Origin of the sequence: Rosenbergiella metrosideri (assembly GCF_022602565.1) — a bacterium.
Lineage (GTDB): Bacteria > Pseudomonadota > Gammaproteobacteria > Enterobacterales > Enterobacteriaceae > Rosenbergiella > Rosenbergiella metrosideri.
This window is the reverse complement of record NZ_JALBCV010000009.1, coordinates 1-14,371: the sequence shown is the minus strand read 5'-3', so window position 1 is coordinate 14,371 and position 14,371 is coordinate 1. Positions and strand designations below refer to the sequence as shown.

At 45.9% G+C, this 14,371-nt stretch carries 14 protein-coding genes; 7 read left to right on the top strand and 7 right to left on the bottom strand.

Going from position 1 to position 14,371, the window contains the following annotated elements; genetic code table 11:
- Positions 1–22 precede the first annotated feature (22 nt).
- From dnaE to tilS, 4 genes are all read left to right on the top strand, one after another.
- Positions 23–3,505 carry a DNA polymerase III subunit alpha gene (gene dnaE, locus MKR94_RS10160; protein WP_241646805.1) on the top strand — a complete coding sequence of 1,161 codons (3,483 nt, stop codon included), beginning with the start codon at positions 23–25 and terminating at the stop codon, positions 3,503–3,505.
- A gap of 12 nt (positions 3,506–3,517) precedes the next feature.
- Positions 3,518–4,477 carry an acetyl-CoA carboxylase carboxyl transferase subunit alpha gene (gene accA, locus MKR94_RS10155; RefSeq protein WP_241646804.1) on the top strand — a complete coding sequence of 320 codons (960 nt, stop codon included), beginning with the start codon at positions 3,518–3,520 and terminating at the stop codon, positions 4,475–4,477.
- A 68-nt stretch (positions 4,478–4,545) separates the two neighbouring features.
- On the top strand, positions 4,546–4,953 hold the full coding sequence (locus MKR94_RS10150) for a VOC family protein (protein WP_241646802.1): 408 nt from the start codon (positions 4,546–4,548) through the stop codon (positions 4,951–4,953).
- Positions 4,943–6,295 carry a tRNA lysidine(34) synthetase TilS gene (gene tilS, locus MKR94_RS10145; RefSeq protein WP_241646801.1) on the top strand — a complete coding sequence of 451 codons (1,353 nt, stop codon included), beginning with the start codon at positions 4,943–4,945 and terminating at the stop codon, positions 6,293–6,295. The genes MKR94_RS10150 and tilS overlap by 11 nt, the downstream gene beginning before the upstream one ends.
- Here the strand turns inward: tilS and rof are convergent.
- Positions 6,282–6,542, bottom strand: a complete 261-nt coding sequence (rof, locus tag MKR94_RS10140) for a Rho-binding antiterminator (protein WP_241646799.1) — start codon at positions 6,540–6,542, stop codon at positions 6,282–6,284. The genes tilS and rof overlap by 14 nt on opposite strands.
- 242 nt (positions 6,543–6,784) lie before the next feature.
- Here rof and MKR94_RS10135 point away from each other — a divergent pair, with 242 nt between their 5' ends.
- Positions 6,785–7,330, top strand: a complete 546-nt coding sequence (locus tag MKR94_RS10135) for a YaeQ family protein (protein WP_241646797.1) — start codon at positions 6,785–6,787, stop codon at positions 7,328–7,330.
- Positions 7,312–7,743, top strand: a complete 432-nt coding sequence (gene arfB, locus MKR94_RS10130) for an alternative ribosome rescue aminoacyl-tRNA hydrolase ArfB (RefSeq protein ID WP_241646795.1) — start codon at positions 7,312–7,314, stop codon at positions 7,741–7,743. The genes MKR94_RS10135 and arfB overlap by 19 nt, the downstream gene beginning before the upstream one ends.
- Positions 7,744–7,782: 39 nt before the next feature.
- Here the strand turns inward: arfB and proS are convergent, their stop codons facing one another.
- From proS to metN, 6 genes are all read right to left on the bottom strand, one after another.
- On the bottom strand, positions 7,783–9,501 hold the full coding sequence (gene proS, locus MKR94_RS10125; protein WP_241646794.1) for a proline--tRNA ligase: 1,719 nt from the start codon (positions 9,499–9,501) through the stop codon (positions 7,783–7,785).
- A gap of 78 nt (positions 9,502–9,579) precedes the next feature.
- Positions 9,580–10,290 (bottom strand): tRNA (N6-threonylcarbamoyladenosine(37)-N6)-methyltransferase TrmO, encoded by a 711-nt coding sequence (gene tsaA, locus MKR94_RS10120; protein ID WP_241646792.1) that lies wholly within the window; start codon positions 10,288–10,290, stop codon positions 9,580–9,582.
- Positions 10,287–10,691, bottom strand: a complete 405-nt coding sequence (rcsF, locus tag MKR94_RS10115) for an Rcs stress response system protein RcsF (RefSeq protein ID WP_241646791.1) — start codon at positions 10,689–10,691, stop codon at positions 10,287–10,289. Before rcsF ends, tsaA begins: the two co-directional genes overlap by 4 nt.
- 109 nt (positions 10,692–10,800) lie before the next feature.
- On the bottom strand, positions 10,801–11,619 hold the full coding sequence (locus MKR94_RS10110; RefSeq protein ID WP_241646789.1) for a MetQ/NlpA family lipoprotein: 819 nt from the start codon (positions 11,617–11,619) through the stop codon (positions 10,801–10,803).
- A 32-nt stretch (positions 11,620–11,651) separates the two neighbouring features.
- Positions 11,652–12,305: a methionine ABC transporter permease MetI gene (locus tag MKR94_RS10105; RefSeq protein ID WP_048911584.1), complete on the bottom strand. Its 654-nt coding sequence runs from the start codon at positions 12,303–12,305 to the stop codon at positions 11,652–11,654.
- Positions 12,298–13,329 carry a methionine ABC transporter ATP-binding protein MetN gene (gene metN / locus MKR94_RS10100; protein ID WP_241646787.1) on the bottom strand — a complete coding sequence of 344 codons (1,032 nt, stop codon included), beginning with the start codon at positions 13,327–13,329 and terminating at the stop codon, positions 12,298–12,300. Before metN ends, MKR94_RS10105 begins: the two co-directional genes overlap by 8 nt.
- Before the next feature lie 321 nt (positions 13,330–13,650).
- Between metN and gmhB the strand changes: the two genes are divergently transcribed.
- Positions 13,651–14,205, top strand: a complete 555-nt coding sequence (gmhB, locus tag MKR94_RS10095) for a D-glycero-beta-D-manno-heptose 1,7-bisphosphate 7-phosphatase (protein ID WP_241646786.1) — start codon at positions 13,651–13,653, stop codon at positions 14,203–14,205.
- Positions 14,206–14,371 lie beyond the last annotated feature (166 nt).

Sequence of the window (14,371 nt, the reverse complement as noted above, 5' to 3'; positions counted from 1 at the left end):
GTAACCCTGATAAGCGAGTATTATGGCTAACCCACGTTTTATTCATCTTCATGTCCATAGCGATTACTCCATGATTGATGGTATCGCTAAAACCGGTGCTTTAGTCAAAAAAGCAGCGAGTTTAGCTATGCCTGCTCTGGGTATCACGGACCATATGAACTTGTGTGGTTTGGTCAAATTTTATGGCGCTGCGTTAGGGGCCGGTATTAAACCTATTATCGGCGCTGATTTGAAAGTGATCAATCCTCTATTGGGCGACGAGCCAATGCAGCTCACCGTGCTCGCAGCCAACAACGAAGGCTATCAGAACCTAACATTGCTTATTTCTAAAGCCTATCAACGGGGATACGGGCAACAAGGGCCAATTGTTGATCAGCAATGGTTAATTGAACATGCTTCCGGCCTTATCTTGTTATCCGGGGGTTTTAAAGGGGATGTGGGTTATAGTCTGTTAAGAGGTAATGCTGCGCTGGCGGAACAGTGCCTTGCCTTCTATCAAGAATACTTCCCAGACAATTACTATCTGGAACTTACCCGAACGGGTCGTAATGACGAAGAGAACTACTTACACCAAGCGCTACAGTTAGCGGTTGATCACCAGATTCCCGTCGTAGCCAGTAACGATGTTTGCTTCCTCAGCCATCAAGATTTTGATGCGCATGAAATTCGAGTCGCTATTCATGATGGCTATACACTTGACGATCCTAAACGTCCCAAACTGTATACCGAACAACAATATCTCCGTACTGAAGAGGAGATGTGCGAACTCTTTGCCGATATTCCCGAAGCTCTGGCTAATAGTGTCGAGATCGCCCGCCGTTGTAATGTCACCATCCGACTCGGTGAGTATTTTCTCCCACAATTCCCGACGGGTGAGATGACCACAGAAGACTTCTTAGTCGCAAGTTCCAAAGCGGGTTTGGAAGAGAGACTTGTGTTCCTCTTTCCCGACGAAGAGGTCCGTGCTGCCAAGCGCCCAGCTTATGATGAGCGCTTAGAGGTTGAATTAACGGTTATTAATCAGATGGGGTTCCCGGGTTACTTCCTTATCGTGATGGAATTTATCCAGTGGTCAAAAGACAATGGCGTACCTGTTGGCCCTGGCCGGGGCTCGGGTGCAGGTTCATTGGTAGCTTATGCACTGAAAATCACTGATCTCGACCCACTAGAATTTGATCTGCTATTTGAACGGTTCCTTAATCCAGAACGTGTTTCGATGCCCGACTTTGATGTCGATTTCTGTATGGAGAAACGTGATTTAGTTATCGATCATGTTGCCGAAATGTATGGTCGAGAAGCGGTATCACAGATCATTACCTTTGGGACCATGGCAGCAAAAGCGGTTATTCGTGATGTCGGGCGGGTCCTCGGGCATCCTTACGGCTTTGTTGATCGGATTTCGAAGTTAATCCCGCCTGATCCTGGAATGACCTTAGAGAAAGCTTTCATCGCCGAGCCTCAGCTACCTGAGATTTACGAGGCCGATGAAGAAGTCAAAGCTTTGATCGATATGGCTCGTAAGCTTGAAGGGGTAACGCGTAATGCCGGTAAACATGCGGGAGGCGTTGTTATCGCGCCAACCAAAATTACTGACTTTGCCCCGCTATACTGCGATGAACTGGGTCAGCATCCCGTTACGCAGTTTGATAAAAATGACGTGGAATATGCTGGGCTTGTCAAATTTGACTTCCTAGGATTACGGACACTCACTATCATCAACTGGGCATTGCAGATGATCAATGCACGGCGTGAGAAGCAAGGTGAGCCGCCAATCAATATCGATGCGATCCCACTCGATGATAAAAAAAGCTTCGACATGCTTCAGCGTGCCGAAACCACCGCCGTGTTCCAGCTTGAATCGCGGGGGATGAAAGATCTTATTAAGCGACTTAAACCCGACTGCTTTGAAGATATGATCGCACTGGTCGCATTATTTCGTCCAGGCCCATTACAGTCCGGAATGGTTGATAACTTTATAGACCGGAAACATGGCCGTGAGGCGATTTCGTATCCAGATATTCAGTGGCAGCATGAAACTCTGCAGCCAGTGCTTGAGCCAACCTATGGCATCATCCTGTACCAAGAACAGGTAATGCAGATTGCACAGGTGCTCTCAGGTTACACATTAGGCGGTGCTGACATGTTGCGCCGAGCGATGGGTAAAAAGAAACCGGAAGAGATGGCCAAGCAGCGCTCAGTCTTCAAAGAGGGTGCAGAGCGAATGGGCGTTGACGGCGAGTTGTCGATGAAGATCTTCGACTTAGTGGAAAAATTTGCTGGCTATGGTTTTAATAAATCCCACTCAGCGGCCTACGCGTTAGTTTCCTACCAAACCTTATGGTTAAAAGCTCACTATCCAGCAGAGTTTATGGCTGCCGTCATGACGGCTGATATGGACAATACGGAAAAAGTGGTCGGTCTCGTCGATGAATGTTGGCGAATGGGCTTGAAGGTCCTGCCCCCAGATATCAACGCTGGGCTTTATCCTTTCCACGTCAATAACGATGGTGAAATTGTTTATGGTATTGGTGCAATAAAGGGCGTTGGTGAAGGTCCAATTGAAGCAATACTTGAAGCGAGGAATCAAGGCGGTTATTTTAAGGAGCTATTTGACCTCTGCGCGCGCACGGATATCAAAAAAATTAATCGCCGTGTGATGGAAAAACTGATAATGTCCGGTGCCTTCGACCGATTAGGGCCACATCGGGCGGCATTAATGAGTGCACTCAATGATGCACTGAAAGCTGCCGATCAGCATTCAAAGGCGGAAGCAACAGGGCAGGGCGATATGTTTGGGGTTCTTGCAGAAGAACCTGAACAAATCGAACAGTCATATGCCAGTATAAATCGATGGCCAGAACAGGTACAGTTAGACGGTGAAAGGGAGACGTTAGGGTTATACCTTACAGGTCATCCCATTAATCAGTACCTGAAGGAAATCGAACGTTATGTTGGCGGGATGCGCTTAAAAGATATGCATCCTACTGAGCGTGGAAAAATAACCATTGCAGCAGGGTTAGTCCTCGCGGCAAGAGTGATGGTCACGAAACGTGGCAACCGAATCGGTATATGTACACTGGATGATCGTTCTGGCCGTTTAGAAGTAATGTTATATACTGACGCGCTAGACAAATATCAGCAGTTACTGGAAAAAGATAAAATTCTGATCGTTAGTGGACAGGTCAGTTTCGATGATTTCTCTGGTGGTCTTAAAATGATTGCAAGAGAAGTGATGGATATTGATGAAGCCCGCGAAAAATATGCCCGCGGTCTTGCTCTTTCACTGATAGACAGGCAAATTGATGACCAGCTTTTAAACCGTCTTCGACAAGTGCTCGAACCTCACCGTTCAGGCACTATCCCGGTGAATCTCTATTATCAAAGAGACGATGCTCGGGCTAAATTACGATTTGGGGCAACTTGGCGGGTGACGCCGAGTGATCGTTTGTTAAACGATCTACGTCTCGTCATCGGAACGGAGCAGGTTGAACTAGAGTTTGATTAAAACAGGAACATTATGAGTCTTAATTACCTGGATTTTGAACAGCCGATCGCTGAACTTGAAGCGAAAATTGATTCACTGAAATCCCTTGGCCCTCAAGATGAAAAGCACGACATTAATCTTGATGATGAAATTGAACGCTTGCGTGGCAAAAGTGTCGAGCTGACTAAGAAAATCTTCGCAGATTTAGGCGCTTGGCAAGTTGCACAATTAGCGCGTCATCCAATGCGTCCCTATACCTTGGATTATGTGCGAAATGCATTTGATGATTTTGACGAGTTAGCGGGTGATCGGGCTTATGCAGATGACAAAGCAATTGTCGGGGGTATCGCACGATTAGACGGGCGCCCAGTGATGATTATTGGTCATCAAAAAGGTCGCGAGACGAAAGAAAAAATTCGCCGTAATTTTGGCATGCCAGCGCCAGAGGGCTACCGTAAGGCATTACGTCTGATGGAGATGGCTGAGCGCTTTAAAATGCCTATCATCACGTTTATCGATACTCCAGGGGCTTACCCAGGTGTTGGTGCGGAAGAACGTGGTCAGGCGGAGGCGATAGCTCGTAACTTGCGTGAAATGGCTGGTCTAACCGTACCGGTGATTTGTACTGTTATCGGTGAAGGCGGCTCGGGTGGAGCATTAGCTATCGGTGTGGGCGATAAAGTCAACATGTTGCAATATAGCACCTACTCCGTTATTTCTCCTGAAGGATGTGCGTCGATCCTGTGGAAGAGCGCGGATAAAGCACCGTTAGCGGCCGAAGCAATGGGTATTACGGCCGATCGTCTTTCAGAACTCGAGCTAATTGACACCGTGATCCCTGAGCCATTAGGGGGAGCGCACCGCCACCCTAAAGAGATGGCTGCAGCGCTAAAAGAGCAATTATTAACGGATCTGGCTGAGCTTGATGAACTCTCTACCGATGAGTTATTAGACCGTCGTTATGAGCGTCTGATGAGCTACGGCTACGCGTAAGCATTCGCTAATAAATAAGGTCGCTTTGGCGGCCTTTTTTTATCACTTTTTATTAGGGGGGAGCGGCTATGCTACATCTCAAAGCTATCCACCATATCGCGATTATCGCCTCCAATTACCCACAGAGTCGGCATTTCTACTGTCAGATACTTGGTCTTCAGCTACTTAATGAAATCTATCGTGCTGAGCGCCAATCTTGGAAGGCGGATCTTGCGTTAGACGGGCGGTATGTTATTGAACTCTTTTCCTTCCCCGATGCCCCTCCCCGTATCAGTTATCCCGAAGCGTGCGGGTTACGTCACCTCGCCTTTGCTGTTGAAGATCTTGAGCAGGCGATACGCTTTTTAGCCTCGCATCACATTGAGTGTGAGCCGATCCGAATTGATCCTATTACTAATAAAGCCTTTACCTTCTTTAGTGATCCTGATGGCTTACCGCTGGAATTCTATCAAGATGGAGTAGACGATGCCGAGTGATCTCAAGCTTTATGGTCATCGAAAGCTTCTGGTTGGCTTTAGTGGGGGACTTGATTCAACCGTTTTATTGCATCAATTATCGCAATTGCGATTTAGGCAATCGCTCTCTCTGCGCGCTATCTATATTCATCATGGATTAAGCCAGCATGCAGACCAGTGGTTAGTACACTGTCGACGTGTATGTGCTGAGTTAGAGATTCCTTTTGTTAGTCGCAACGTGCAACTGTTAGGCGAAAAAGGCGGGGTTGAGGCTGAAGCACGAAGCTTACGTTATGCCACGTTTAAGCAAGTCCTTGATCCTGATGAAGCATTGGTGACTGCTCATCATCAAGATGATCAGTGCGAAACTTTTCTCCTCGCGTTGAAACGCGGCAGTGGGCCAGCAGGCTTATCGTCAATGCCTGCGATGCGTAAACTAGAGAATCACTGGCACCTACGCCCCTTATTACATGTACCTCGGCAAGAGCTAGAACACTATGCAACCTCTCATCAGTTGCGCTGGATCGATGATGAGAGCAATCAGGATGATCATTATGATCGAAATTTTTTGCGCCTACGTATCTTGCCGCGATTAATACAACGCTGGCCACAATTCTCACGCAGTGTCACCCGTAGTGCGGAATTATGTGCTGAGCAGGAGAGTTTACTGGATGAATTGCTGGCATCAGATTTACAACGGTGCGTAGCGGATGACGGCTCAATCGATATCGGCTACTTAGCGGGTGCTACAGAGCAGAAACGGAATGCTTTATTACGGAGATGGTTAAGTCACAGAGGTTCAACGCCCCCGTCCCGTGAGGCCCTAACGCGTCTCTGGCAAGAAGTTGCCTTAAGCCGAGATGACGCAAGCCCACAATTGCTGATAGGCAATAAGTCTTTAAGGCGCTACCAGCAGCGCCTCTATCTTTGTCGGATGTTTCCTGCCTTACGCGGAACCTGCTTTTCATGGCAGAGTGCTTCAACGCCGTTGGTGCTCCCCAACGGTCTCGGAACCTTGCGCTTAACGGCGACGAATAGCCAAGGTTTGCGTTTACGGGCGCCCACTGATGAAGAGTCCATGACTGTGCGTTTTGGCCAATCGGCTTATCTGCACCTTGTCACGCGGCAGGGCGGAAGAAGCCTGAAAAAAATATGGCAAGAGAAAGCGATTCCAGTCTGGTTAAGAGAAAATATCCCGCTAATCTATTTCAACGAGGAGTTGGTTTGCGCCCCAGGCATTTTTATGACAGAAGCTGGCGTGTCGAAGAAAGGTGAAGGATACGTTGTAGTGTGGGAGGGGATAGATCCAGAGCTAAAACCTTGGATACATTTTAGCTCTGGGGAAGAGACTAGTTTTGAGTGATGGTGATAGTCCCAATTTCAGGGTGACTAAAGCTTTCGATAGCATCTAATCGTACTTCACGCTGTTCACCATGATATTTATACGCAAGATACTCAACTTTTTTTCTTAAGAACAAATCGGCTGCTTCTGCCTTCAACGACTCACCGCTACGTAGGGTGAGTTGGAGTAACAAATGATGTTGGCAGGCGAGTTCCAGATTGTCATAGTCATCACAATTAATGGGCTGATAGGTATCATTGATTGACATAATTGCTCACCTGTAAGTAAATGGCGGATTCCCGCGGGCCTTACACAAACGCACTACAGTGTAATGCGTCACTGAACTTTAAGTTTATGGCAACGTAATATGCCAGACTATCCTGAGATAATACGAAGACTTACACTATGTTGTCACTTTTTATCTTTAGACTAGCCTAGGTGTTTGTAAGGCGTAATGCAAGTCAGCCCACACATCCTGCTAAAGCACAATGGGGCATAATTGGAGAACTTATGGCGCTAAAAGCCACTATATTTAAGGCTAATGTCGATATTTCAGATCTTGATCGATACTACTATGCCAGCCATACCTTAACCTTGGCACGTCATCCTTCTGAAAACGATGAGCGGATGATGCTCAGGTTGTTTGCATGGTGCCTTTACGCATCGGAGCGACTAGAGTTTACCCGAGGGCTATCTTCTGGTGAAGAACCTGAAATTTGGCAACATCATGATCACGGTAGTCCAGACTTATGGATTGAACTGGGATTACCTGACGAAAAACGGTTAAAAAAAGCGGTTAGCCAAGCGTCGAACGTGGTGTTATTTACTTATCAATCTCGCGCCGCAGCGGTTTGGAAGCAGCAAAACTCAGGAAAGCTTACACAATTTAAAAATCTGACGATTTGGCATGTGACTGATGAACAATTAAGTCGGCTCGCGGCATTAGCACAACGAAATATGTCGTTGCAAGTTACCTTGCAAGAAGGTGTTATCTGGCTTTCAGATGGCAGCAATAATGTAGAAATAGAGTTAGAACTATGGCAGAAAGCAGTGTAATTATTATCAATGCGCAGCAGAAGATTACGAGTACAGAAATAGAAACTTCCGCAATTCGCGCCCAAGGTGCGGGTGGTCAAAATGTAAATAAGGTTTCCTCCGCCATTCATCTTCGCTTTGACGTCAGAGGATCGAGTCTTACAGAGGATGCGAAAGCCCTGATTATGAGCAAGCGCCATCATCTACTGACTGAGGACGGGGTAATAGTGATTAAGTCGCAGAATGCGCGTTCTCAAGAGAAAAATAGAGCGTTGGCGATTGAACGACTCCGTGCAGTGTTGGCACAGTTATTAGTGGTATCGAAAACCCGTAAGGCGACTAAGCCCTCAAAGGCGTCTAAGCTTCGTCGACTGGATGGTAAAAGCAGGACGTCGTCGAAGAAAAATCTACGGGGTAAGGTGATTCTAGAGTGACAAATAGTGGCCCTCGTAACGAGGGCCATGAAGAGGTTTTTAGCGATTAATTTGAGACAGTAAACGCTCAACAATCGCTTCTGGTGATAGCATCTCTTTTTCACCGGTACGACGATTCTTGTACTCAATTTCATTATTATCTAAATTACGATCACCGATAACAATGGCGTGTGGGACACCAATCAATTCCATATCGGCAAACATTACGCCTGGACGCTCTTTTCGGTCATCTAAAATGACATCGAGTCCTGCGCTACGCAGTTGTTCGTAAAGCTTTTCGGCTAATTCTTGTACGCGGAATGACTTATGCATATTCATCGGTAAAATCGCGACGTGGAAAGGTGCAATGGCTTCTGGCCAAATAATTCCTCTCTCATCATGATTCTGTTCAATGGCTGCAGCGACAACCCGTGTTACGCCGATTCCATAACATCCCATGAGTAAGGTTTGGTTACGACCGTCTTCACCTTGAACGGTCGCTTTCAATGCTTCTGAGTATTTGGTTCCCAGTTGGAAGATATGACCCACTTCGATACCGCGCTTAATTAGCAGGGTACCTTTACCGTCGGGGCTCTTATCGCCGGTTACCACATTACGGATATCGGCGTAGCGTGCTTCTGGCAGGTCACGTAGCCAGTTGACACCAAACCAGTGTTTACCGTCTAGATTTGCCCCTACAGCGAAATCGCTCATGACTTTCAAGCTATGGTCAGCAATGATCGGCATCGCTAATCCAATAGGTCCCAGTGAGCCCGGACCCGCACCAATAGCATCACGAATTTCTTGCTCCGTTGCAAAACAGAGCGGCGAAGCAACAACATCCAATTTCTCTGCTTTCACTTCATTCAATTCATGATCCCCACGAACTAACAGCGCCACTAAGGTATGTTCGCTCTCTTCTGCTGCTTTGACGATAAGCGTTTTAACGGTTTTATCGATTGAAAGAGAGAACTGCGAGACTAGATCAGCAATAGTCTTGGCATGGGGGGTGTCTTGTTGCATCAAGGCTTGAGACGGTGCAGCGCGTTCGGTAGTCGGAGCAACGGCTTCAGCTAATTCGATATTGGCTGCATAATCCGACTGATCAGAGAAGATGATGTCATCCTCGCCACTCTGCGCGAGGACTTGGAATTCGTGAGACGCGCTTCCACCAATCGACCCAGTATCCGCTTGCACAGCACGAAAATCTAATCCCATACGACTGAATATCTGGCTATACGCGCGATACATGATGTCGTAGGTCTGTTGCAGAGAGTCTTGATGGCTATGGAAAGAATAGGCATCTTTCATAATAAATTCGCGCGAACGCATCACACCAAAGCGTGGCCGAACTTCATCGCGAAACTTAGTCTGAATTTGGAATAAGTTTAAGGGTAATTGTTTATATGAGCTCAATTCGTTACGAATAAGATCGGTAATCACTTCTTCATGCGTAGGGCCAAGCACGAAAGGGCGTTCGTGGCGATCTTTTATACGTAAGAGCTCGGGACCGTACTGTTCCCAACGTCCACTCTCTTCCCATAAGTCGGCAGGTTGAACAACAGGCATCGTCACTTCAACGGCACCTGCATTTTCCATCTCCTCACGGACGATTTTTTCGACTTTACGTAAAACACGAACTCCGGTCGGTAACCAAGTATATAATCCTGAGGCAAGTTTACGGATCATCCCTGCACGGAGCATTAATTGATGACTGATTACTTCAGCATCAGAAGGAATCTCTTTGAGCGTTGAAAGTAGATATTGAGTAGTACGCATGAATATGGTTCCAGTTGAACGGAAAGCTGTTTTAGTGAGTAGTATATAGTTTATCAGTGAGTGAATGGCGTAAAAAGCCTATTTCATTGGCTCGATTGCAATCACTTCTGTTCCCAACGGTGTTACCTGCCAGCGTACAGTAAAATCACTCAAACTGGCAGCATAAAAATGAGCATCATCTTGGCGGCGGCGGTACGCCGGGCGAGGATCTTGCGCGAGGACTTGTTGGATAAATTCAGCCAAGGTTGGATGACTGTGTTGATAACATAATAAATGCTGTTTCGCGGCATCCGAAAAATATACCTGCATGCTGGCTTCTGGCGCTGATTGAGCATAGCCGGCACGAGCATCGGGTAAAGACTCGGCAAAAGGTAAATAGGGTTTGATATCGACAATGGGCGTACCATCCACCAGATCGACACTACCTAATTCAAGGATTATCCGCTTTTTTTCATAGCGAACACCTTTAAACTCGACGAGAGACATACCTATGGGATTAGGTCTGAACGTTGAGCGGCTCGCCAATACACCAATTTTGTCGTTACCGCCAAGTCTAGGAGGGCGAACAAGTGGCTTCCATCCTTGCTGTTGGGTTTGGTGGAAAATGAAAAGCAGCCATAGATGGCTGAAGTTCTCGATACCACGTACCATATCGTGATGGTTATAAGGGGCGATAAGCTCCAGCTCGGCCCCCATTGCCGTGACCAACCTAGGTTGACGGGGAACCGCAAACTTCTCTTTCCAAGGGGAGTGAATCGTACCTATTTGTTCTAAAGAAAATGACTTCATTGAGTGACTTTTAACGCAGAGCCTTGGCAAACCGCTTCACGATAACAGCCAGAGTTAGTTGAAATGACTTCACATTGGTGAATAAGCACTGCGTTAGCTTTTAGTGACGATGCTTTTACCTGCATACGTTTACGTGCGGTATTAAGGTTAGGCGGTGAGCTTTGTGCGTTAGTCTGGCAGTCTTCACCCGAGACTTCACCTAAATCACGGAACGGCTTATTAATGAGGTCTGCAGGATTAGTATAGAGTTGTACCGGTGCTGCTCTATGTGCAGGTTTGCGTACCTTTTCTTGATGTTGAGTTTGAGGCTTTTCGGGGAAAGGCTCGACGGGTTTGTACTGAGTGGTACAACCGGCAAGTCCTACAATCACCATACAGAGTGGTAATAAGCTAAAACGCATTGAATCTTCCTCACTCAACTTTTCATTAGAGGGTTAGCATACAGGTATCGACGCCTGTTGAAAAAATAAAGGCGACTCTCGTCGCCTTTTCCTACTATATTAACAGTATTTACCAGCCTTTAACGGCGCCACCCTTAAAAATTTTCTCAGCGGCTTGTTCAACCTGCTCTGATTGATAAGCTTTGATAAATTTCTTAACGTTATCGGCATCCTTATTATCTTCGCGGGTCACAATAAGGTTGGTATAAGGTGAGTTTTTATCTTCAGCGAACAAACCATCCTTAACGGGAGTTAAGCCGATTTGACTCGCGAACGTTGTGTTAATGACGGCAATGGTAATTTTATTATCGTCTAACGAGCGTGGAAGCTGTGGGGCTTCTAATTCAACAATCTTCAGATTTTTAGGATTCTCCGTAATATCTAAAGAGGTTGGCAGTAGACCGACATCGTCTTTTAATTTAATTAATCCAACCTTTTGTAGCAATAGTAGTGAACGCCCTAAATTCGTTGGATCGTTCGGTACTGCAATTTGAGCACCATCTTGCAGTTGGTCTAAAGATTTAATTTTTTTCGAATAGCCGGCAATCGGATAGACAAAGGTTTTGGCTACCGAAGTGATTTTATATCCGCGATCTTTAATTTGCTGATCGAGATAAGGCTTATGCTGGAAGGCGTTGGCATCAATATCGCCTTTGCTCAGTGCTTCGTTAGGTAGAACGTAGTCAGTGAATGGAACCAGCTCAACATCAAGGTGATATTGATCTTTAGCAACTTTCTGAGCAACCTCTGCCACTTGTTGTTCAGAACCCGCAATGATCCCTACTTTGATGTGGTTGGGATCTTGTTGCGATTTCTGGTCACAACCAACTAAAGCTAATGTTGCAACAATCGCGCTGAGGGTGGCTAATTTTTTTAACGTAAAAGTCATGGGATTTCCTTAATTATTATCGAGACAAATTACTATTTATGAGTGACGAGCCTAACAACACGATCGCCGATAAGTTGGATCAGATAGACCAAAATAACCAGCAATACTAAAACCGTATTCATGATTGTCGCATTATAACCGATATAGCCATATTGGATACCAATTTGCCCTAAACCGCCTGCACCCACTGCACCGCCCATGGCAGAATATCCCACCAAGGTAATCAGCGTGATGGTTGCAGCATTAATAAGACCCGGTAACGCTTCAGGTAAAAGAACCTTACGGATAATTTGTAGCGGTGTCGCGCCCATTGAACGAGATGCTTCAATTAATCCAGAAGGAAGTTCAAGCAGAGCATTTTCGACCATACGTGCAATAAATGGCGCTGCGCCAATCGTTAAAGGAACGATTGCTGCTTGCAACCCTATTGAAGTCCCGACCAGTGCACGGGTGAAAGGGATCATCCAGACAAGTAAGATGATGAATGGGACTGATCTAAAAATATTTACTACCGCTGAAATAATGCGGTAAAGCACTTGGCTCTCTTTTATTTGCCCAGGACGAGTAATATAAAGCAGTACGCCAACAGGTAGACCAATAACAAATCCAAAGAAGCCTGAGACAAAGGTCATGACTAAAGTTTCCCAGATACCGCCGGCTAACAGCCAAATCATTGCCTCAGACATAGCCTAATACCTCTGTTTTCACTTGTTTTTGTTGTAGCCATTCGATGGCTTGTTGGCACTGTTGTTGTTCGCCCGCTATTTCGGTAAGCATAATGCCGAATTTAACCCCACCGGCATAATCCATCTGCGCGCTGATAATGTTACAGTCAACATTGAAGCGGCGTGAAATATCCGATAATAGCGGGGCATCAACGGATTGACCGGTAAACTCGAGTCTAATCAGCGGAACCTTGTTTGATTCAGCGGTATGGCCGAGACGCTGTTTATAGTCTTCAGGAATATCGAGATGCAGAGTTGATTGAATGAACTGCTGCGCGAGAGGTGTTTTTGGATGAGAGAACACCTCGCTCACTTTATCATTCTCGATCAACTCGCCCTTACTGATGACGGCTACTTGATCGCAGATACGTTTAACAACGTCCATTTCGTGAGTGATGAGTAGGATAGTGATCCCCAAGCGGCGATTGATATCTTTGAGTAATTCTAAGATAGAGCGAGTCGTTGCGGGATCGAGTGCGCTGGTGGCTTCATCACAGAGTAGCACTTTGGGATCGCAAGCAAGTGCACGGGCTATTGCGACACGCTGTTTTTGGCCTCCCGACAGGTTTGCAGGGCGAGCATCGTGCTTATCCGCCAGTCCAACTAGTTCAAGTAACTCAGTTACGCGCTTTTTTATATCAGCCTTAGAATGATTTTCCAGCTCAAGAGGCAGCGCAACGTTACCAAAAACCGTACGCGAATTGAGCAAGTTAAAATGCTGGAAAATCATACCAATTTCACGCCGAGCTAAGGTTAACTCATGGGCGTTTAACGTCGTGAGATCACGTCCATCGACAATGACTTTACCCAAGGTCGGGCGCTCAAGAAGGTTGACGCAACGTATAAGAGTACTTTTCCCTGCTCCTGAAGCACCAATCACGCCATAGATTTGCCCTTGGGGGACATGAAGCGTGACATCGTGTAAGGCTTGTATCGTCAGATTTCCCTGTTGAAATCGCTTAGTTATATTTTCGAGTTTTATCATTATAGTGTTTGTACTTAGTGTCATTATGCCGCTGAAGTAAGAAACCAAAATCAATTGGTGATTAGCTGGATGTTAAGCTATCTAGACGGCTAAATCAATCTGACCTTTTCATACTAAATAGAAAAGACCCATTAATTTCCGATATCCATCTCTATATAAAGAAGGTGATAGAAGCAAACCGCATTAGTCACCTTACCAGTGATAAAGTGTGGTAAAGGCATTTCACCAGATTTGGGAAATTACGTCGAAGTAAAGACAGTGAACATTATATGGCGTTCGTGCGATAATAGCTCCTTGACTGAAATGGAGTAATTTTTTGTTATGAAACCCGCAATTTTTTTAGACCGTGATGGCACGATTAATCTCGATCATGGTTATGTACACCTTAGTGATGACTTTCAATTTATAGATGGTGTAATTGACGCAATGGTTCAGTTGAAGAAGATGGGATATCTACTCGTTCTCATCACTAACCAGTCAGGGATTGCAAGGGGATTATTCACGGAAGACCAATTTATACATCTCACCGAATGGATGGACTGGTCGCTCGCGGATAGAGGTGTCGACTTGGATGGGATTTATTTTTGTCCTCACCATCCTCAAGCGATTATTGAAGAATATCGACAAGATTGTGAGTGTCGCAAGCCTAAAGCAGGAATGTTTGTTGATGCACAAGCTCAACTCGATATCGATATGAGTGCTTCTTATATGATTGGGGATAAAATGGAAGATATGTTGGCAGCCTCAGCAGCTGGTGTGGGACATAAAGTTTTGGTAAGAACAGGAAAAGATGTTACACCGGAAAGCGAATCAGCAGCAGACGCAGTGCTCAATAGCCTCGCTGACCTCCCTAAATATCTCGCTAAAAAGCAGTAATCGCTGGCTTTATCAACATAATGCTTGAACTTTGAACGCTTGAGCATTTTTTTTAAAAAAAATGCTCAAAGGGTATTGCGCCTTTTTCTGAACTCCCTATAATGCGCATCCACTGACACGGCAAAGCGAGATACGCAGCGCGGTGACAGGGACTGAAGCGATTCGG